The sequence below is a fragment of the Coleofasciculaceae cyanobacterium genome, assembly GCA_036703275.1.
In the GTDB taxonomy this organism is placed as follows: domain Bacteria; phylum Cyanobacteriota; class Cyanobacteriia; order Cyanobacteriales; family Xenococcaceae; genus Waterburya.
Genome location: DATNPK010000043.1, coordinates 1 through 20,932 on the forward strand (window position 1 = coordinate 1; position 20,932 = coordinate 20,932).

The following is a 20,932-nucleotide window of genomic DNA, read 5'->3' on the forward strand; positions in this document are numbered from 1 at the left end:
GAACTGAAATTGCTTTTCGTAATTCGGCTAAGGTCTCTTCTTCTTCTGGATTTAGTTGAATACGCAGTGGTGCTGGCATGCTTATTTCATTTTTTCTCCTTATCTATCTTATATTTAATTACACCCATCTACTTAGAACAACAAATATCAATTTAAATTGTTGGTTTTATTGGAATTCCATTTGTTGAGAATATCTTTAACTAAAGCTTGTTTGAGCCAAATCTGCACCACAATCAATAGAGGAATAGCGAGAAATAAACCCAAGAATCCGAACAAGCTAGCAAAAACCACAACTGCCAAGATTGTAAATACTGGCAACAGATCTGCCTCTTTTTTCATAATCAGAGGCACTAAAACTAGGCTTTCAAACTGCTGAATCCCGATGTAAAGCAATATTACTGCCAGAGATTTCCAAGGGGCCACGAGCAAGGCAAGCAGTGCCGGTGGTATGACGCTCAAGGTTGGTCCAACATTGGGAACAAATTCCAATAAACCTGCCAAAATCGCGTTAACAAAAGGCAGAGGAACTCCCAAAATTGACAACCCAATAAAAGACACCAAGCCGATAACAGCCATAGCGATTAGTGTACCTTTAATCCAGCCAACCAACGAAGCTTCGCACTCACCAAGAATCTCATCAACCCGCCTGCGGTAAAAGGCAGGAAAAGCCAAGATAAAAATGCGTCGGTATTGAGCAGGATTTGCTAAGAGCATGATGGTTAGAACCAAAAACAGCAAGATGCTCAAGACAATACTGAAAGAGTTATTCAGGAAAACAAAAAAGTTGTTTAGCCATCGCGAAATCCATGTTTGTACTTGTTGAGTGAGATTTTCTAAACCGCGAAACTCTTGGAATTGTTCTAACATTGAGTCAGGAATTACAGATTGCAACCGCTCAAACCAAGTACGCAGTCGTTGGGGTACTTGTGGCAAAATACCAACTAATTGTTGTAACTGTTCAACAATTCTCGGTACAACCAGCGCAAAAAAGCCAATGATGACTGCCAGGAGAATAATAATTGTAATAGCAATGGCAAATCCTCGTTTGACGCGCGAGCGCTGCAATCGGCGCACGACTCGGTTTAAAACTGTTGCCAAAATGACGGCAGCAAATAGCAGCAGAACAACTTGCCGAATTTGCCACAGAATGTAAAGAGAAATTATCAGGGCGATTAAACCCAGCCATTGCCCGAAGCGCACAACTTTATCTCCATTAAAAATTGCTTAGGAATTTTTATCCACAATCGGACGACCTTCGCTATCTACGTCTAACTCTTCTCGACGAATTTGCTTGCTCGCATTGACGGTATCGCGCTTAACCTCTTTTCTAACACTAACTTCTTCACGCAATACTGCTTCTTTGCCAATTTCGGGTTTTTCTTCGTAAACATCCATGCGAGCTACTTCTTGCTCGCGAAAGTCAGCTTCCCCAGGCGAAACTGGCTGACCTGCGTTTTCTGGAATTTTGCGCTCGATAACGACTTGCTCTTTTTCAACTGGGACAGCAACGTTTTGGGTTTGGGTTTCAACGCGTTTACCAATGCTGACTTCTCCAGTTTTTTGGCGTTGTTTGTTGGCAACTAATCGCTCTTCATAGAGTTTGAGAGTTTGATGGTCGCGATCGCTCATCTCGAATAGATCTGGTTTTTGTTGATAAATGTCTCGATCGCGCTCAACGTAGTCAGTTTCAGTTGAAGGCATTGTTGTTTCAGGAGCTACATTAGGCATAGAAGCACTAGCAGTACCTAACTGAGTTGCCGTCCCCATAGTTCGAGCGCCATATACTCCCGTTACCCGTTCTTCATAGTCGCGATCTATATTGAGATCTTCGCTAAATTCGGGTAAATTTTGCACTTGCTCTTTAGTTAACCCTACAGCGTATACACGGCGATCGCTAAAATCTATTTGAGAACGTCCCACAGGTAGCAACACTTGCTTACCAAAAATCCAAAAACCCGTATCAACTACCAAATATCGAAAACGGCCTGTCTCGTCAACCATGATGTTTTTAACGCTGCCAATTTTGTCATCGTCTATGTCTGAATAAACATCATATTTTTTGATGTCATCACCCTCAAAAGCATCTTGGTAGTTCGGATTAAATTCTTCTAGTTTGTAAAGAACCATTTTATTTTCATTCCTATTTTAAGTACAAGCTAATTGGATATCAAGTTAAATTTTAAATGTGGAAAACTCGGGGAACATTAAAAGTTTTATCGGTGTTGGTGAACAAGGTATGATGTACTTCAATCATCGTTTCCCTTTAACCCAAATACCACAGTTAAACTACAAGCTAGACGCAAGATTTTAGTTAAACGTGGAGTCACATCAGACGATATCCTAGAGTCTATGAATGACTATTACTTTGGACAGGCAAATTGTCTAATGTTAAAGGATCTTGAAAATGCAAAAACTGTCTAGGAGTACCTATTTCTATTCCTTTATCTTTCATCGCTAGCTTAAGACGACGGCGAAACTCACGAGCAACTTTCCATTGCTGTAAGGGTTCAGTTTTAAGCCAGACGCGAATTAACATTCCAGAGTGTTCAATTGCATCAATGCCTAAGACTTCTGGTAGTTCGATCAGTTGAGTCTGCCAATAGCGATCGCGGTACATTTCTTGAGCGATTTCTTGCAAGACTTTTAAGGCGCGATCGGGATTCGTTCCATAGGCAATTTTAATGGTTAAATCGACTCGTGACCAATCTTTAGAGTGATTTTCGACGACGATAATTGCACTGTTAGGAATAGTAATTAATTTCCCTTCGCTATCTCGAAGCTGGGTGATTCGTAAGTTCAAATTTTCGACTAAGCCATTTGCATTGCCAATAGAGATGACATCGCCGACAGCATATTGATCTTCAACCAAAATCAGAAATCCGTTAATTGCGTCTTTGACAACACTTTGAGCAGCAAAAGAAATCGCTAGACCAATAATTCCCGCACCTGCCAGTAGAGGTACTAAATCTACGCCGATCGCCGATAAAGCAATTAATACTCCTGTACCTACTAAAATAATGCTCGTAACGCTTTTTATTACCCGCGACAGGGTAGAAAGACGTAAAGCGCGTCGATGAGAAGTTTGAGATGTCAGAAATTCACTTGTTTGTACAGTTTCAAAAAAGCGATCGGTCAAAAGATCGTCGAGTCGAAGCAATACGTAAGTTCCTATGCCGATGCCTAAAAGTTGTAAAGGTGTTGATATTATTAATGGTTGCAGCCAACGAGTATAAGGAAACAGTTCCAAGATAATAAAGGTACTGCCTCCCCAGATCCCAACTTGTCCTAAATGCAAAAGTCGCCGTTTTAAATCACTAGAGTTACGCTGTCTTTGCTTGATTAATTGCTGCTGTACTATCAATTCTGTATCTGCATTCAACTGCTCGCTCGACTGAGAAGAATTTAGGGGATTGTCGGGAATTTCGGCTTCTATTGTTTGCTTTTGACGTTGGTAGCGTCGCTGCCAGGTGGCAAATACACTACTAAGAGCGATCGCGCCGACAACAATTCCCCCAGTAATGATTCCCTGACGGACGAGAAAATTGGGCTGCCTTTCTTTTTTTGCTCTCAGTAGCGACGTTTTGACAATAGAAGCATATTCGTTTGCCAGCCTTTGTGGGTTACTTCCGTGTATTTGGGCATCTAAGGTCGTTACAGTCATTAAATAGCGGTTGTTAACGGAAATAATTGGCAAACCACTACTTTGATCGATTTTCGTTGTGACTTCTAAGCGCTCATAATCACTGCTGACAATTTGTTCTAGATTATTTTCGATAGTTTTAACTCGTTGATTGATGGGGTTATTGCCTCCATCGGTGGTTACAGGAGTAGCGATCGTAAATAACTGATTACCATCTAAGTTCACCGTACCTGTTTGAACTGTTCGATCGCTGCTATTAGCAACCAGCAAATTATTAAGCTGCGGTAAATTCAAATTGGGTATTTGCGGAGTTTGTCCGAAGACGACGGAAGTTGAAGAAATTAATATTAAGGCGATCGCGCTTACTCCTACAGTGACAAACTTAGCTTGAATTCGTTTGCGAATTCTCATTCTCATCTCCTCTAACTTTGAACTTCTGTAGGAACAACCAAAAAAATCTACTTAAGTAATAATTTATGTCGACATAGCCTCTATACCAATAACATGAGTTGGAGCGATCGCAATTTGATAACGTAATTCTTTGACAAGTTGAGTTAAGGTGAGAAACTGAGTTTGATTGGCTTTGCCAGTGCGCGGAGCGCAACCATAGCAATTTTGTTTCCCAAGCAGTGTTTCTATTTCTTGCGCTATTCGCGACCCCTCGGTAAAACCAGCACTACCCAAGGCACCTACTAACTTATGAGCTTCCTGTTCTGCTTTTTGCCGTAATTGCCAAGTTAGTTTATTTCGACCTAAAGCTTGAATTGCCAAATCTATTACTGAGAGGCGATCGCTAATTCCCGCTTCAAGAGCGTCCCGAAATTCAGCGACTGCTGATAAGATCTGTTGTTTCATCTCGTTGAGATCTGGCTCGGCTGGCTCTTTTTCCAGCAATTTTAAACGATAACCCAAACCATATACCGTTTCAATCAAATCACTTGGCGCACCTGCTGCTTTAAGTTTCTGTCTTAAGCTTTTGATATAAGACTTAATCGTATTTTCTTGAGGAGGATCTTCTAAATTCCATAAAAGATCGACGATCGCGCTGCGACTGAAAACGCGCTGACCGTTTCTGAGAAAAAGCTCTAGCAAGGAATATTCTTTGGCTGTGACGTGTAAAACTCGATCATCATAGGTGACTTTGCAGCTACTGGGATCGAGCCGTAGAAGCCCCCATTCCAAGACTGTAGGAAGAGGCGTATTTGCCCGACGCAGTAAGGCGCGAATTCTAGCCAATAACTCTTGAAAATCGAAGGGTTTGACGAGGTAATCATCTGCACCTGCATCTAACCCTTTAACCTTGTCGGTTCTAGTATCTTTTGCCGTAATCATCAGAATAGGCGTATGATAACCTTCTCGTCGTAATTTTTGACACAAGCTAATCCCATCTATTTCTGGCAGCATAACATCGAGCAAAATTAAATCGTAGTTAAATGCAGTTGCCAATTCCCAGCCATTTTGACCGTCAGAAGCGATATCGACCAAATAATGCTGTTGTTTAGCCAGTGTCGTAGCCATGAATTGAGCTATATAATTATCATCCTCAACTACCAGAATTTTCATAAAATTAAAGTTGTTTTTTGAAAAAGCGATCGATAGCAAAATTTGTATTTATACCTGTAATAAATTTTTTCGTTCCACTTAACATCTACCAAAAGTGGCTAAAAAAGGTACATCTGTAAAAAAATGTTGGTTACAGTTTTTTGGTACTCATCTGAGCGAAATCCGAAACCCAAGGATCGATTATTTTATATTCTAAGTTAAAAATGTACTATTAGAACACACAGCGTATCACCTCGTCTACCCTGTAGTAAACTAAATGTTGAATAGTTTATTCCTCACTTCTGGCAAGACTAGCAACAAGGGCAATCAATTCAATCGCCTTAATTGGTTTAGAAATATGTAATTGAAAGCCCTCGGCTAAAGCTTTTTGGTAATCTTCAACTCTAGCATACGCCGTCAGAGCAAGAGCAGGTATGCGCTCTCCCATCTCTGGTTCGAGTTCTCTAATTTTACGGATGAGTGCGTAACCATCTTCTCCTGGCATTCCAATATCGCTTACCAATACATCTGGTCTTTGTCGTTCTAGTGATTCAAGTGCCTCACTTACAGAACCCACAGCCACAACTTCCGCCCCGCATTCTTCGAGTACTACACTTATCCACCTTCGTGCATCTTCATCGTCGTCTACAACCAAGACCTGCAAACCAGTTAGAGAAATAGTAGACTCTTCCCTTGCTTCCCTTGCTTCTCCTACTTCTCCTACTTCTCCTACTTCCCCTACTTCCCCTACTTCCCCTACTTCCCCTACCTCTCGGGATCTTTCCAAAAGAGGTAAGATGACTGTAAAAGTAGCCCCTTGTCCTATGCCTGGACTTTCTACTTTAATAGTGCCGCCGTGAAGCTTTATTAAATGATGCGCGATCGCCAATCCCAAACCTAAACCTTTACTCGATCTAGAACTCGTGCTATCTGCCTGACGAAAACGATCGAACACATGGGGCAAAAACTCGGCACTAATTCCAATTCCCGTATCGCTGACCTCAATTTGAACATAACGATTTGTTGTTTTTTGTTCGCTATAATTGATTACCGACAATCGTATCTCGACGTGTCCGCCAAAAAGAGTGAATTTGATAGCATTGGACAGTAAATTTAAGATCGCCTGTTGCAAGCGCTCCCAATCTCCTCGAACTAGGAAAGATGGGGAAGAAATTTTAGAATCTTCTACAGAGGGAGCGAAAACAGACTCTAGATCAATTCCTTTAATATCTGCGGTAGGCTGCACAACTTCAATCGCTGATGTAATAACATCAATCAAATTGACTCTGCCGAAATTGAGGGAAATATCTCCTCTGACGATGCGCGAAATATCGAGGAGATCTTCAATCAGTTGCATCTGCGAATTGGCATTCCGTTCGATTGTTTCTATTGCTCCTGCTGCTTTCTCCTCATCTAGCATACCAGTTTGCAACATTCCAGCCCAACCGACGATCGCTGTCATGGGTGTGCGTAATTCGTGAGAAATTATTGCTAAGAAATCATCTTTGGTACGGTTAGCAGCTTCTGCTTCTGCACGCGCAGCTTGTTCACGTAATAGTAATTGCTCTCGTTCCTCTTCTGCTTGCTTGCGCTCGGTAATATCTTGCATAATTTTGGAAAACCCATAGAGATTTCCCTCTCTATCTCGCAAAGGAGTAATAAAACAATGCGCCCAAAAGAACGAGCCATTTTGGCGGATGTGCCAGCGATTTTCTCGAGAAAATCCTTCGGTTATTGTTGTATTTAATACTCGTTCTGGTAAACCTTGGGTGATCGCTTCTCGGGTAAACAGATGAGAAAAAGGTTGACCGATAATCTCTGCTTCTCGATAGCCTAAGATCTTTTCTGCTCCAGCATTCCAACTGCTAATAAAACCGTTTACATCTAACATAAAAATAGCGTAGTCGGTAACTCCCTCTAAGAGCAAGTAATAGCGTTCTTCGCTTTGACGCAGACGCTTAAAATTGTACTGTGCTTCTTTGGCATGACGTTCTGCTCGCTGTTGGGTGAAACGCAATTTAGTGTTGAGAAATACAAGCAGTAATCCTACTAACACAAATTGTATTAATCCGCCGATAGTGCCGACTCGATTGAATGTTAGCGAAAAAAATGAAGGAGGAATAAAGTAAATGCGGACGACGACAGCTAAAACAATAGCAAACAATCCCGCTCCCATCCCACCGTACCAAGAACTGACCATGATCGCAGCCAGAAATAGTGGATACAAATGGGGTTGAATCAGCCACCACATCAAGCGTGTCAGTATAAACGCTACGAAGACAGCGACAAACGCGATACCATATTGTTTCAAATGTGCGCTGTTTAATTCGATCATAGTTCACTTTTTTCAAACAGTAATTTTTCCCCGACTTTTCCACTTTTGCGCTTTAACTTTAAAAGCATAAATTTTGTGTTATCTTGTTCCTTCTTAATGCCTTCCCCAAACTTTTACAAGTGAGTATTGGATGGGTTGGGCATTTTCTTTTTTTAATTTTTGTTAGTAGTTATCGATATCCATAACATTCAAAGTAGCGCGATCGCTATTTATCTTAGTTTGATATTAATATGCGAGGCTTCGGATTAGGTTCTATTTTTGGGTTTGAAATCCGCGTCGATTTATCTTGGTTTCTTATTTTTTTTCTAATCTTATGGACTTTTATTGGCAATGTATTTCCAGCTAACTATCCAGGACTCTCCCAAGGGACATATATCATCATAGGAGTCGTGACGACATTGTTATTTTTTGCTTCGCTACTGGCTCATGAACTCTCTCGCTCTTTTGTAGCTAGAGCCAAAGGTATTCCTGTAGAAGGTATCACACTGTTTGCTTTTGGTGGGGTATCGCGTACTCGCAACTAAGAATCAGTGACTAATAATCAATCCGAATCGAATTTTTCTCAACGTTTGTGGCTTTTTATATCAAGTCGCACCAGTATCGCTGTCGGTGCAGTTTTTCTTGTTGCCTTTATTGCTGGTGCTTGGTATGCTCGCAACTTAATCGACGAAAGGTTAGTACCACTAGTTGAAAGAAATCTCAAGCAATTACTTGGAAGACCCGTAGAAATTGGGGAAGTAGCAGGTTTTTCTCTTAATAGTTTGCGATTTGACTCTGCATCAATTCCGGCTACTCCCAAAGATCGCGATCGCATAACAGCAGAAGCAGTAAAAGTTGAGTTCAATCTTTGGCGACTCCTGATTAACCAAACTTTAGGTTTAAATGTCACCTTAATCGATCCTGATATCTATCTTGACCAAACACCAGATGGTAGCTGGATTTCAACGGCAATTCAACTCCCTGAAGGAGGAAGCGATTTTATTGAGATTGATTTGGAAACGATTAAAGCGAAAAATGCCGATCTGGTGTTAAACCCAACTCCTGAACCTGGTAGACCTCAAGGTCAAGTTGCGATCGCTCAGGTAGATGCTATTGCTCGGTTTTTGGAGTCCGATCGGGGTATTGAGTTTGAAGTCAATGGTCAACCCACTAAAGGCGGTAATTTTGATATTAATGGGGAATATTTGCCTACATCGCAACAAACCGAACTTGCCATTGAAGGGCAAAATCTATTAGCTGCCGATGTTAGTCGCTTATTAGATTTACCTATAACCCTGCAAGCAGGACGTACTGACGCAGACTTAACAGTACAATTGCAGCCCGATCGAGAGCAACCAGTAGTTTTAGGTCAAGCAAATTTGAGTAACGTCACTGCCCAAATTCCCAATATTCCGCAAAAGTTCTTTAATACTCAAGGAACACTAATATTTCAAAAAGGTCAGAATATTGCCTTAGAAAATCTTACTACTCGCTATGGTACAATTCCCATTCAGTTTGCTGGGTCGTTAAATACCCTAGAAGGTTATAATCTCTCAGGTCAAGTTGACGCTGTTAGTGCCAAAAATTTGTTCGATACTTTAGATGTCGATTTGCCATTTCCGACGACAGGAACACTACAAGCCAATCTTCAGTTACAAGGCGCGATTGAACAACCGATCTTAACTGGAAACGTTAGCACGATTCAAACTGCCAAAATCGATCGCCTTGAATTTAGTAACCTAAACACTCGCTTTCGTCTTACCCCAGAACAGCTTACCTTTACCAATATTCGTGGTACTCCTGTAGCAGGGGGTTTGGTAACTGGTAGTGGTCGGATCGACTTAGAACAAAACGAACTTGTTGTAAATTTGCAGGGGCAAAACGTTTCAGGAAATGCGATCGCCCGTGGGTATGGAAATTCCCCAGACTTTACCATTGGCGATGTTTCGGGAACGGCAAGGATTGCGGGAACTCCTGATAATATAAGAACTGTAGCTCAATTACGAACTTCCAATGCTACCTATCCAGGTCGGGCGGAAGTTGTAGTTACCAATGAGGGGAGAACTCTAGTTAGAAATGCTGTCTTTCAAGTGGCAGGTGGTACGGTACGAGGTCGCGGTCAATATAACCAAGGTCAGTTTCAAGGTGTTGTCAATGCTTCTAACGTGGCACTTAATCAATTTAATCAGGACTTACGAGGACAATTAAATACCAATTTGCGCTTTTCGGGAACTGCTTTTGATTTATCCAACATTCAAGCACAAGGACAGGTAGGGTTTTCCCAAGGATTAGCTTTAATCGAGCAACCCCTGACAGCACAGGTGCGTTGGAATGGCGAGCAAATTATCGTTCGCGAGGCAACTGCACCAGGTTTTAAGGCTAATGGAACTGTAGGCGTGCGGTTAGAGGAAAACCAAATACCAGAAATCGCAGCCTTTAATCTCAACGTTCGAGCAGATGATTATGATTTACAATATCTTGGTTTAGATTTTCCTGGTAATATTGCCCTGACGGGTGCAGGAGATTTTACTGGACGGGTCACGGGAAGTCCCAACGCACCCAATGCCATAGGAGATATTCGACTACAAAATTTAACTGTTAACGATTTAGCCTTCGAGCCAGTTTTAACAGGAAGATTAAATGCTCAAGCAGGTCAACAGACACAACTGCAAGTAAGCGGTCAGCAGGATCGACTTGCTTTTGTCCTCGATCCTAATAATCAGCCCTCTTCATTTTTTATTAGACGCAATCAGGCTGTAGCCAGAAGCATAACTAAAGGTGAAAATCTCATTGTCGATGTCGAAGATTTTCCCGTAGCCGTGCTGAGAAACGCTATACCAGGCGATGCTTTACAAAATTTAGAACCGATCGCTGGGGATATATCGGGCAACCTAGTTATCGATCTAGCTGAAAATATTGCTGAATCGAGCGTTGTGGGAGAATTCGCGATCGCTCAACCGAGATTAGGCTCAATTACAGCCCAGGAATTTCGTGGACGTATTCGTTATGAAAATGGCGATTTTACTTTGCGAGAGGGTCAATTACTTCAAGATGAGAGTCGTATTGCTTTGAGTGGCGATTTGCAAGCAGGAAGCGAGTTTCAGTTTCAAATTAACTTAGACTCTGTCAGAATCCAGCGTGTCTTACAAACTTTAAATTCATTGACATCTCAAGATTTTGCTAGCGAGACTCAACCTGCAAATTTAGCAGGAGCAAAGATTCTCCAAAACATATCTGTCGGTTTGCCCAATGCTTCCCTACTCGCTCAACTACGTCGATTCTTAGAAATAAAAGCCTTAGTAGCACAACGTCGAGAAAGCAGCGAAACTACCATCCCGACTTTAGCCGAATTAAATGGTACTCTCAATGGCACTATAACTGTATCTGGTTCGTTACAGCCAGGAAGGCAACAAGCATTTAACGTTAACTTCGATCTTTTCGGCGATGATTGGGTGTGGGGAGAATATACCATTGATGAAGCGATCGCCCAAGGAACTTATGAGAATGGGGTTTTGACCCTGCAACCTTTACGAGTCGATCTGGGTGAAGCATTTTTAGCTTATAGCGGACAGTTGGGACAAAAGGAATTATCGGGACAGTTAGAAGTAGAATCTTTGCCAGTAACCTCGATCGAGCCTTTTTTACCGACAGCATTACCCGTGAATGTGGCAGGTGAAGTAAACGCACTCGTCAATATAACAGGTAGTTTAAACAATCCTGCTGCCCAAGGCGAGGTGGCATTAGTTGGGGGAAGGGTAAACAAGCAACCCCTCGAAACCGCACAACTTGATTTTACTTATAACGATGCACGGTTAAATTTTGAGAGTAATGTATCAGTAGCACAGACACAGCCGCCAGGAGAAATTACAGGTAGTATCCCCGTAGAGTTGCCATTTGCTTCTGTCGAGCCAGATAGCGATCGCATTAACCTTGAAGCGAACGTACAAAATGAAAACTTGGCATTACTCAATTTATTTACCAATGCAGTTACTTGGGTAGATGGTCAGGGACAAGTCAATATTGAGGTGGGAGGAACTTTAAACCAGCCGAGGGTAATTGGAACAGCTTCGGTTGACAATGCTACTTTTAGGACGCAAGCTTTACCGCAACCCCTGACGAATGTAACTGGTCAGTTAGAGTTTAATGGCGATCGCCTTATTGTAGAAGAGATTCAAGCAAATTACAATCGCGATCGCGGAGCGTGGGCGGAGCCCAATCGCATCACGGCTGAAGGAGTCTTACCTATTTTTAATACCGAACCAGCCCAGCAACTAGCAGCAAACAACCCTCTGACTGTATCTTTCAACAATCTGGGTATTAATCTCAAAGGACTATATCAAGGCGACGTTAGTGGCAATATTGCTATTACCAATACAGTCTTTTCTCCCGATCTTGGCGGAACAATTCGTTTAACCAACGGTGAAGTATTAATTGGAGGAACAGAACAAACCCCAATAACAGAAGCCGATCCAGCCGTTTTGGAAACACCACCAGAAACTTCTATCTCCGAATCTCCCATAACCTTTACTGGGTTACAATTGGTTCTCGCTGAAAATGTTCGTATCATCAATCAGCCCTTACTCAACTTTGAAGCAGAGGGGGATCTAACAATTAATGGCACTTTAGATAATCCTCGTCCTGTAGGAGTTGTCAGTTTGACAGGGGGACAAATTAATTTATTTACAACTCAATTCACTTTAGATCGCGGTTCTGAACAAACGGCAAGATTTACTCCCCGAGGAGGACTCGATCCCATTCTCAATATTAATCTTGTGGCAACTGTACCGACGGTAACTGGCGGTAGGATCAGTAGACCAACTACAAGTCCTGTTATATCTAACGAAATTCAAGACCTTTCTGCAACTGATTTCGGTACTATTAGTAGTGTTCGTGTAGAAGCAACGGTACAGGGAGCGGCCAGCGAATTAGAGGAGAATGTAGAACTAACTAGCGATCCTGCGCGCAGTGAAGCAGAAATTGTGGCTTTGCTGGGAGGTTCTTTTGTTAATGCTTTTAATGTGGGTCAAGCCAATCCTGCTTTAGGACTTGCTGCTATCGGTGGTTCGACTCTCTTTAACAACCTGCAAGGCAACTTTAGCGAACTATTTTCCGCGATCGGCATTAGTGAATTTCGCTTGTTTCCAACGATTGTAACTGACTTGGAGGATAATACTTCGGTACTTGGTTTAGCAGCAGAGGCAATATTCGATTTGATTAACGATTTTTCGGTTTCTGTGTCCTATGTTATTACTGCTGATGAACCTCTACGTTATAACCTAATTTACCGCCTTAGTGATGACGTTAGATTGCGTGGTTCTAGCAATTTTGCTGGTGAGAATCGCGCCGTAGTTGAGTATGAAAAAAGATTTTAGTTCTAAAGTTTTTCAAAAAATATTCTGAATTGAAGATCCCAATTGAAGATTATTTGGCTACGCTAGCGCAGAGTCGATCGCTTGCTTTTAGAGTTACTGAAAATATCTCAAAAGCTAATAGCTGAAAGCTAGAAACCGATTGACAAATAACATAGTGATTAACTTATCATAGTTGACTAATATTTTTTTTATCCATACCTTGCTTCGAGTCGCGATATGGATTTTTCTCACGATTTAGTTAGTCTTCTTCTTCGCCCACACCTTCTTCTTCAAGCACACCTTCTTCTTCAAGCACACCTTCTCTTTCTTCAAGCACACCTTCTTCTTCTTCATACGGTTCTTCTACGCCAGCATCGCAAGCTGGAAGAATAATGGCAAAAAATGCTAGTGCGATCGCTCCTACCGGTTTTAGAAAAAAATTCTTTTGACTTGTTTGATTAATCATGAAAAACCTCCTATTTGAACTTAAACTAAAAATTATTTCTATTGGTTAGATTAATGAAACTTTTAATATGAAACCTCAGTCATTAGATAGATCTTTTTAATAAATTTCTATCTAATAGAATAAACAAATATTAACTAACATTGTCTTCAATATTTCTGATTAGTTCTGCGATTTGGGTATATTTAACTGCATTTTAAGTTCAGCAATACCAGCAATTTTTACGCTTATTTGCCAAGAAAAATTTTCGGTTGGAATTTTTATTTTTCTAATTTTTTGATTAGTTATTTTTGTATGTAGGCGATCGCGTTGCCTGCTGGATTTGGGCAAGGTAAAAATGATGAAGTTAGATTGCGCGGTTTTACTATTTTGCTGGTGAGAATTGCGCCGTAGTTGAGGATGAAACAAGATTTTAATCGAAAATTAGCTATTCTATAAATTAAATTCCTCATGAGTTGGAAAAAAATTTGATTTCGGTTGAGGCTACTCTATTAGTTCTTTCATAATTCGGATTTCTTCCTTCTGTGTCCGAACAATCTCCGTGCATAGCTCCTCAATGCGTGGGTTTGTTATCGCTGACTGTTGACAAACGAGAATAGCAGCAGCATGGTGGGGAATCATTGAGCGTAAAAATTGCTGGTTTCCTACTCCCGCTTGCGTCCGAACTAAAGTCCAGAACATTAATATTAGTAACGTTCCCAACGCCAGAAGTATGATGATCAGCATTGCCGAGATCAGTAGCCCTGTCATGTACACCTGGTTTAAGCTGAGGAACAGGTTACTAAACTCGTTGACTCGCGAATACATGATAGCGAACATCACGACGTAAGAAATTGACAGTGCAATCAGCAAGGGTAACATAAGACTTCATGCCCGATTGAGATTTCATGTCAGATTTAGACTCAGTATTGTGTGTGGACTTCATGTTGGATGTTTTCTTATTGGTTTAGAGATTCAGCCTTGCTAAAAGTAACGAGACTGTAAATGAAATGGCAAATTTTTTTTCATCGTGTAACTTATTTCTATTGATAGCGATTTTGCTGCTTCAGCTTCACTGTAAAAAGTGGCATAGGTGACTGCATCTACCTAATGGTGCAATTAAAATTTGTTTCTAAAGAACTATAGGAATTTCATCCAAATTTCATTTTTGTATGTATGCGATCGCTTTACCTGCTGGATTTGGGCAAGGTGAATCTGTGGATCTGCTAAATGTGGCTTTTAAAATATATTGCCAGCAAGAGATGCATCTGAGTGGCAAAATTCCTCTATTTCTCCTCGACTTTTCCACCTAATTAGTTTTAACTAGAAAGTATATAAGTAGGTAGGCGAAATAATTTATCAAACCCGAACCTTCAATTTTTTTCCCTAAACCCTAACCCCTACCCCCTGTCATCGCTATTTTCTATTTAATTACACCCACCTACTTATATCCCACCAAAAAATTTTGTACTTTTGGAGCGTTAGTCTGATGAAACCAGAGCGTCATAGCAACCTACTGTTTCTCTTCTTGATCTCCCTCGCCATAATTTTAGGTATTTTTGTCATTGGTAGATTTGCCAATCAATTTTTGAAGCAAGCCCCAGATTTTAATGATGGAATTAGTGAGCCATCATCCGAAGAAATAGATTAACAAAATTATTAACTGAATTATTTTAATAATTAAAACAAGTTTGTTTGCTCAATAAATTTTACTAATCCAATATTCTTTATTAAAAAAAATAGGTAATTAACCATTTTTATAGCTGATTTTAATTAAGAGGATAAATTAATCGTGACTGTTAAAAAAATTTTAGTTATTGATGATGAAGATGATATTCGTAAATTAATTCAAACCTGTTTAGAAATTATGGGAAGGTGGCAAGTCATAACAGCTTCTTCTGGTAGTGAAGGATTAGATTTGGCTCAAATTAATCTACCCGATGCAATTCTTTTGGATGTAATGATGCCAAAGATCGATGGTTTAAGTACTTTTAAAAAATTGCAATCTAACCCAATAACTAGCAACATTCCTGTTATTTTAATGACAGCTAAAGGACCTTCTTGGGAATCAAAGTTTACAGAATTAGGTGTAAAAGGCGTAATTAATAAACCGTTTAATCCTTTAAAAATAGCCAATCAAGTAGCAGCAGCTTTAAGTTAAAACCCTGATATAAGTTTTTAAGAAAAAAGAATCAAAAGTACCAATTGGCGGGATATCGAATTATAGCTTGGGTAGGACAGGCAATACTTGCTATTTTTACTATCTTTGCTGTTGCTAGAGGTAATTGGCTCAATGCTTTAGCTCTTGCTTTGTTTCTAGTTGCCTCTTTCGTTTTCGTGGTTCGAGACGATCGCTTGCCAACTCTAGTTGATTTTTTGTTGGTTGTAGCAGTCTGATTAAATGCAATGGGTTGGGTTTGGGGCTTTTTTGCTATGCCAGGAGCTTATAACGAAATTGTTCACGCTTACACTACTTTTGCCATTACTTTGGCATTGAGTTTTTTAGTTTACAGTTTCGATGCTAGGAATTTTGCGCGTAATCTCAAAATTATAGATTTCTATGGATTAATATCGACTTCGGGATCGGATAGGTTGATTTTAGCAGGGGTAATATTATCAATAACTAATACAGCTTGCTGAGAATATTCTGATTCCAATCTTTGTTTTAGCTCTGGGTTTAAATTTAAATTGTAGTCTCTTTCCAACTCAGCTAGAGAAAAAGGACGAACACTACCTCTTGCAAAAATTTCTGCATTTATTTCAGGAGTTGGTTGAGGAGCAATGCTTAGTACTAATAAATCTTTTCCACCACTTAAATTATACTCAGACAAAGTAAAAGTATTGTTATCTAGTACTTCTTCAACTTTTCCTTTAACTGCAACTGGTTTATTGTAAAAGTTTTGAGGATTTTCAGTTATTTCGCTGGCAGAGGGGGATAAAGTAATTGATTCGGCAATAATTGCTGGTCGGTCTTTATAAAGCTTAACTACATCTGGAGATAAATCTAAATCTTGATTTTCTATAATATTAGATGTAATTACTCGGTCTACTGTACCCGTTACCTGCACGATGCCATTTTCTGGTAGTTCAGGCAAAAGTTTACCAGAACGATCGATTACTAGTACTCTTTGACCACCAAAATATAGTTCGTCGGCAAGAGCGAAAACTGATTCTGATTTAATTTCTTCAACTGCGCCTCTGAGTGTAACCGTTTTACCGATAAGTTTTTGGGTTTGTTCGATAATTTCTTCTGGAGTTACTCTGGGTCTTGATTCTTGAGCCGTAACTTGGAAATAATTGGTGTTTCTTGCAGTTGTAAATAATGGTAGTGCTAAAAGAGATAAGCCTAAAGCACTCTTGGATATAATTTTCCATGGCATCGAACGATATTTTGACATAATTTGACTCCTTAAACGAGGATTATATATTGAAATATATAAACAATTTACTTATTTTTATTGACTTGCTTTTAATATTTAAAATAAAACTAATGTTATAAGAATTCCTCTCTCAAAAGTTAGATTACTGTTTAAAGTATTTGATAAGAAAATTTAAAATTAAAGTTTAAAAATTAAATTTTAATAGTTAAGAAAAATAAAAAATATTTTTGACAAACTCTTTTCTGATAAATCCAAAACATAATTTTATTTATCAAAATAATTTAAACTTTTGTCTAATAGCGATCGCTAAAAATTAGAATGACTTTTATATGGCAATCTTATTTGATTGGTGAACCTGTAGCTCTCTTCAAAAGCAAGAAAGAAAAAAGGTAGTCTACTGGCGCGTCGCTGGTGGGCGGTGGCTTTGCGGGGTGCGATCGCGATTCTCTTTGGTTTAACAGTTTTGGCTTTTCTAGGTATCAGTTTACATCGTACTGTTTGGTGTTTTTGTGTTGGTAGATAGTATTTTTGCCTTAATCGCCTTAAGAAATCGCCATGTGGAAAAACCATCAACCATCTTGGGTGTTGCTATTTGAGGGAATAAGGAGCATTGTCATTAGCAATTCTTTGGTTAATCGACGGATATGCAATCTTTTTCGGCATACTTCTGTTGATTCTTGGTTTTCGACTGCGAAGTTGGAAACAACAAGAACCACCAGTTATTTGATCGAGCTTACTGAAAAATTTGAGTCTGTCTATCTGTGGGTAGGGATTGTACGAATTGAAGAGGCAAAATCGCTCGGTTGATAGTTTTGGCGTAGTCAGCACTTAAGTAAGAGCGAAATTTTGGAGAATCTTTAATATATGTTGTCAGGAAAGCGACGCTTAATGCTTTGAGATAACGGCGAGCAATTTCAGTTTCAGTATCTGAACCAATAATCTCAGAAGGTATTTGTATGGGATCTGGGCTGGAATCAGATTTAGCGATCGCACTAAAGTGAGTTCCACCTTCAAGAAGCACGAGATATTTTTGTTCTGTCGTCAACCAGCTAAAGGGTTGAATTTGTTCTGGTAAGGCTGGTGCGACTCGATCGCCACTACTGGAAACGATCATTACGGGAATGGAAATTTGTTCTAATCCATCTCGACCAAAAATAGTATTGCTAATTGGATTAATCGCGATCGCTGCTTTAATTCTGGGATCTCGCAAGTTATACTGCATTTGAGGTAATTTAATCGCTCGGCATTGAAGTAATAAAGATACATTCAAAAAGGCATCAACCTCCCCACAATCCTTTTGCAGTTGCTCGAAATTTAAAGATGCACCTGCTAAAGCTAGTGCTGTGTAGCCACCAAACGATTGACCGATAACGCCAACTTGTTGCAAATTAAGATTACTTCCATAGCGTTTTTCTAAGACATCGAGTAGATATTTTACATCCAAAGGGCGATCGATAAACTCTTTTGGTTCGGTTACTACATTAATGCGACCAGTTAATAACGAGCGTAATTGCTCGGAATTGCTATTAGGATGTTCGGGAACGGCAACGGCAAAACCATAGGAAGCTAATTGTTGGGCTAAATATCTAAAGCTATTGCGGTCTGAACCTAAACCATGAGAAATGACTACTACAGGAAAAGTGGTTTTTTTAGCTTGTTCTGGCTGAGGTAGATAAATATCGGCTATAAATTCGCGGTTGCGAAGCGAGTCCTTTAGGATACCCTCCGGGTAATCGCGCTGTCGATCGTTGAGTTTTAAAGTTTGTACAGTCCAGCTAAAATTTCCTGGTAAGCGCAAATCTGGTAGATTGAAAAAATTGATTTGCTGTTGTTGGCTTGCTGCTGTAGCTGATTGTTTGGATATAAGTGCGATCGCTTGCTGTGTTTGTTCTTTTAAAGTTCGCAGTCTATCGGAAAGTTCCAGACTACGCTCTAAATCGATACTAACACCGTTAATTGGATATTTTTGCAATATATCAAGGATAGTAAAACCATGTGGTTGTTCCGCAGCAGCCAAAATTAAAGCTGAACGAATTGCATAAAAATCCGAGCGACCAGATTCAGTTTGAATTATTTGTGCGACTTGTTTTAATATATTTTCTCCAATTGGTGTGTAAAAAAACTGAGAAATTTCTACTGAATTCAAGTTGATTGGCGTTAATAGAAGACGACGTAAATTGATTAGTTGTTCTGGATTGAGATTATTGGCAAAAAAAGATATATCTCCTTCTGTTATACCAGTTTTAGCGAATTGTTCTAATTTTTCTAAAGCAATTGAACTTTGAATAATTCCATAAGAAACTTCAATTTTTTGGGCTGCTAAAGTAGGTGCTGAAATGAGAGAAAATAGCAAAATAGAGAGTGTAATTCCCAATCTTTTTAGCAAATAGTCATATAACCTGTCACGCATTTAAAAAAGCTTGTTGTGATTGAGTGTAGGGTTTAAGGGGTAGGGATCAGGTAATTTTTAGATTTGCAGTTTAAATAAATAACAGCTTAAAATACTTAAATTTTTACTATAAAACGATTTTTTAAGTAATAAGTAAAGAAAAAAATTGATATTTAATATGTCTAACTGACTGAAACTATTTATAGCATTTTTTCTAGTTTGTATTATATAGTAATCTTATTTCATTTATGAACAATTAAATTTTGCTTTGGGGAACAGAGAACAAAAAATTTACGATTCATTGAGAATCGCTATAGTTTTTTAAAAGCAAGAAAGCGATAGCCGAAGGTCTACCTGCGCCAATCGTGTAGGGTCGGCTTTATCTCATCGCTGATGGCAAAAAACAGGGATTTTTATTAACCGCAATTATCCTTTAGGGCAACCGCTGGCGCATACGCGATTACCCGAAGGGTAGGCTTCGCGATCGCATTTAAGCCAGAAAAATACTAGCGATCGCCAAAAGACTATTTGAATTAGCTACCGAGCATCAAATTTTTGATTTTCTCAAACTTTTACTCTACGGTTCTTTTTCATGATTCATTTAGGATTGCTATATCCTCTTGGAACATGGATTACTTTTGCATATTATCCATCTCCATTTCTGAGTCCATGTTCTCCATTTGTTGGGTAGACATAGAGTCATCTTCTGAATCTACACCTACTTCTGAATCTTCATTAATATAGACTTCGCCATCTTCTTCAATTCTAACCACACCGATATTACGCTCTCCAGCTTCGTCGAGGGCTACTTCCAAAACTCCATCTTCGTTCACCATTGGCTCAGTCGTCACAAAACCATCATCCTGACGTGCTGCTCTAATGACTACAGGTACGGGCAATCCTCGTAGTGTATGCTCCTCACCCCCCTCAAGAGTTTGATTTTCGGTAAAGCCAATCGCTTGATAATCGATAGCTGCATTAGTATTGTTTTTAACAATGACATTAATAGTTCCTTCAGCTTTAGGAATAGTAGTTACTGGTTCGCCATCGTAACCTTCATCAATACTGTCATAAGCGCCTGATTCTGGTTCTATATTATCATTGCCTTGTTCCATCTCCAGATCGCCTTGAGACGTATTTTCCTGCATATCTGCCTTTGCTTCCACAGTTGTCAAAACTGGTAGTCCGAACGACAAAGTAACTAGGAAAAGTTTGATGAACTTAGAATTTAAAAGATGCAGTTTATCAAATTTGTTGTTCATTATTTTTACTCTTATTTTCTATTTATTTCTTAAACTTATACTAATAAATATCTGTTAAAAAATTATCTATCATAAGTTAGTTTTTTTTTACAATTAACTTCAGAAAATCTTGTTTTTCATCTTTTTATTTAGACATATATAAAAAGACAATATTCCTTGATTTAAACTTTTGGTAGAGTTAAAAAAGTTAACATTTAACAACCTAATGATTTAAATAAAACATAGACAAATATCACGGTTTTCATTAATGGTTGATTTAGGTATAACACTATTACTCTTGACTCTTGGAAGCTGAAAATTTAGATTTCTATTTACTAAAAAGAAATTAAAATCTAAAATTTGAATCCTAATAAATTCCAGTAGTTTAGAAAGGGAATAAAAACTAAAGCAGCAAGCGCAATCAAAGAGTAATGCGCTCGCGCCATTAATGACCAATAGCCTCTCTTCCAAACTTGTAAGCTACAAAACAGTAGTGCAACTGTCAAAATAGTAGTTAACAAAGGAAGACAAAGAAAAGCGATGGCCAAAGCAGGTACGCCATACACCAACTTCCATACACCGTATAACCAAAGCGATAGAGGTAAACCGATTAGGAAAACTAAGTTAAGAATG

General features: G+C 39.3%; 18 protein-coding genes. 5 read left to right on the plus strand and 13 right to left on the minus strand.

What is annotated here, in order from left to right:
- Positions 1-147: 147 nt before the first annotated feature.
- From V6C71_08800 to V6C71_08820, 5 genes are all read right to left on the minus strand, one after another.
- A complete protein-coding gene (locus V6C71_08800) occupies positions 148-1,200 on the minus strand; it encodes an AI-2E family transporter (protein HEY9768589.1) in 1,053 nt (350 codons plus the stop codon).
- 24 nt (positions 1,201-1,224) lie between these two features.
- Entirely contained in the window at positions 1,225-2,127 is a 903-nt protein-coding gene (locus V6C71_08805) for a DUF2382 domain-containing protein (GenBank protein HEY9768590.1), read from the minus strand.
- 220 nt (positions 2,128-2,347) lie between these two features.
- Positions 2,348-4,051 (minus strand): mechanosensitive ion channel family protein, encoded by a 1,704-nt coding sequence (locus tag V6C71_08810; GenBank protein ID HEY9768591.1) that lies wholly within the window; start codon positions 4,049-4,051, stop codon positions 2,348-2,350.
- 63 nt (positions 4,052-4,114) lie between these two features.
- Complete coding sequence (locus V6C71_08815; protein HEY9768592.1) at positions 4,115-5,203, minus strand: response regulator; 1,089 nt, start codon at positions 5,201-5,203, stop codon at positions 4,115-4,117.
- A 268-nt stretch (positions 5,204-5,471) separates the two neighbouring features.
- A complete protein-coding gene (locus V6C71_08820) occupies positions 5,472-7,517 on the minus strand; it encodes an ATP-binding protein (protein ID HEY9768593.1) in 2,046 nt (681 codons plus the stop codon).
- Positions 7,518-7,747: 230 nt separating this feature from the next.
- On the opposite strand from V6C71_08820, the gene V6C71_08825 reads away from it, so the two are divergent.
- Together V6C71_08825 and V6C71_08830 are read left to right on the plus strand one after the other, a co-directional pair.
- Positions 7,748-8,041, plus strand: a complete 294-nt coding sequence (locus V6C71_08825) for a hypothetical protein (protein HEY9768594.1) — start codon at positions 7,748-7,750, stop codon at positions 8,039-8,041.
- Between the two features lie 6 nt (positions 8,042-8,047).
- On the plus strand, positions 8,048-12,868 hold the full coding sequence (locus tag V6C71_08830) for a translocation/assembly module TamB domain-containing protein (GenBank protein HEY9768595.1): 4,821 nt from the start codon (positions 8,048-8,050) through the stop codon (positions 12,866-12,868).
- Between the two features lie 238 nt (positions 12,869-13,106).
- Here the strand turns inward: V6C71_08830 and V6C71_08835 are convergent, their stop codons facing one another.
- From V6C71_08835 to V6C71_08850, 4 genes are all read right to left on the minus strand, one after another.
- Positions 13,107-13,313, minus strand: coding sequence for a hypothetical protein (locus tag V6C71_08835; GenBank protein HEY9768596.1), 207 nt, complete (start codon positions 13,311-13,313; stop codon positions 13,107-13,109).
- Positions 13,314-13,472: 159 nt separating this feature from the next.
- Entirely contained in the window at positions 13,473-13,718 is a 246-nt protein-coding gene (locus V6C71_08840) for a hypothetical protein (protein ID HEY9768597.1), read from the minus strand.
- A gap of 75 nt (positions 13,719-13,793) precedes the next feature.
- Positions 13,794-14,060, minus strand: a complete 267-nt coding sequence (locus tag V6C71_08845; protein HEY9768598.1) for a DUF305 domain-containing protein — start codon at positions 14,058-14,060, stop codon at positions 13,794-13,796.
- A gap of 31 nt (positions 14,061-14,091) precedes the next feature.
- Entirely contained in the window at positions 14,092-14,235 is a 144-nt protein-coding gene (locus V6C71_08850; protein ID HEY9768599.1) for a hypothetical protein, read from the minus strand.
- A gap of 543 nt (positions 14,236-14,778) precedes the next feature.
- Here V6C71_08850 and V6C71_08855 point away from each other — a divergent pair.
- From V6C71_08855 to V6C71_08865, 3 genes are all read left to right on the plus strand, one after another.
- Positions 14,779-14,940: a hypothetical protein gene (locus V6C71_08855; GenBank protein HEY9768600.1), complete on the plus strand. Its 162-nt coding sequence runs from the start codon at positions 14,779-14,781 to the stop codon at positions 14,938-14,940.
- A gap of 141 nt (positions 14,941-15,081) precedes the next feature.
- Positions 15,082-15,450, plus strand: a complete 369-nt coding sequence (locus V6C71_08860; protein HEY9768601.1) for a response regulator — start codon at positions 15,082-15,084, stop codon at positions 15,448-15,450.
- 44 nt (positions 15,451-15,494) lie between these two features.
- On the plus strand, positions 15,495-15,686 hold the full coding sequence (locus V6C71_08865) for a hypothetical protein (protein ID HEY9768602.1): 192 nt from the start codon (positions 15,495-15,497) through the stop codon (positions 15,684-15,686).
- A 161-nt stretch (positions 15,687-15,847) separates the two neighbouring features.
- On the opposite strand, the gene V6C71_08870 is transcribed toward V6C71_08865, so the two are convergent.
- From V6C71_08870 to V6C71_08885, 4 genes are all read right to left on the minus strand, one after another.
- Positions 15,848-16,687, minus strand: coding sequence for a hypothetical protein (locus V6C71_08870; GenBank protein ID HEY9768603.1), 840 nt, complete (start codon positions 16,685-16,687; stop codon positions 15,848-15,850).
- 715 nt (positions 16,688-17,402) lie between these two features.
- Positions 17,403-19,079 carry an alpha/beta hydrolase gene (locus V6C71_08875; protein ID HEY9768604.1) on the minus strand — a complete coding sequence of 559 codons (1,677 nt, stop codon included), beginning with the start codon at positions 19,077-19,079 and terminating at the stop codon, positions 17,403-17,405.
- A gap of 611 nt (positions 19,080-19,690) precedes the next feature.
- Positions 19,691-20,320, minus strand: a complete 630-nt coding sequence (locus V6C71_08880) for a hypothetical protein (GenBank protein HEY9768605.1) — start codon at positions 20,318-20,320, stop codon at positions 19,691-19,693.
- Between the two features lie 332 nt (positions 20,321-20,652).
- On the minus strand, positions 20,653-20,932 hold a 280-nt coding region (locus tag V6C71_08885), incomplete at its 5' end, for a hypothetical protein (GenBank protein ID HEY9768606.1).

What these genes read in the sequence shown, in the direction of transcription:
- V6C71_08805 (HEY9768590.1), bottom strand. Translation starts at nt 2,127, where the DNA reads ATGGTTCTTTACAAACTAGAAGAATTTAATCCGAACTACCAAGATGCT.
- V6C71_08810 (HEY9768591.1), bottom strand. Translation starts at nt 4,051, where the DNA reads ATGAGAATTCGCAAACGAATTCAAGCTAAGTTTGTCACTGTAGGAGTA.
- V6C71_08815 (HEY9768592.1), bottom strand. Translation starts at nt 5,203, where the DNA reads ATGAAAATTCTGGTAGTTGAGGATGATAATTATATAGCTCAATTCATG.
- V6C71_08820 (HEY9768593.1), bottom strand. Translation starts at nt 7,517, where the DNA reads ATGATCGAATTAAACAGCGCACATTTGAAACAATATGGTATCGCGTTT.
- V6C71_08825 (HEY9768594.1), top strand. Translation starts at nt 7,748, where the DNA reads ATGCGAGGCTTCGGATTAGGTTCTATTTTTGGGTTTGAAATCCGCGTC.
- V6C71_08835 (HEY9768596.1), bottom strand. Translation starts at nt 13,313, where the DNA reads ATGATTAATCAAACAAGTCAAAAGAATTTTTTTCTAAAACCGGTAGGA.
- V6C71_08845 (HEY9768598.1), bottom strand. Translation starts at nt 14,060, where the DNA reads ATGACAGGGCTACTGATCTCGGCAATGCTGATCATCATACTTCTGGCG.
- V6C71_08850 (HEY9768599.1), bottom strand. Translation starts at nt 14,235, where the DNA reads ATGAAGTCCACACACAATACTGAGTCTAAATCTGACATGAAATCTCAA.
- V6C71_08855 (HEY9768600.1), top strand. Translation starts at nt 14,779, where the DNA reads ATGAAACCAGAGCGTCATAGCAACCTACTGTTTCTCTTCTTGATCTCC.
- V6C71_08870 (HEY9768603.1), bottom strand. Translation starts at nt 16,687, where the DNA reads ATGTCAAAATATCGTTCGATGCCATGGAAAATTATATCCAAGAGTGCT.
- V6C71_08875 (HEY9768604.1), bottom strand. Translation starts at nt 19,079, where the DNA reads ATGCGTGACAGGTTATATGACTATTTGCTAAAAAGATTGGGAATTACA.
- V6C71_08880 (HEY9768605.1), bottom strand. Translation starts at nt 20,320, where the DNA reads ATGAACAACAAATTTGATAAACTGCATCTTTTAAATTCTAAGTTCATC.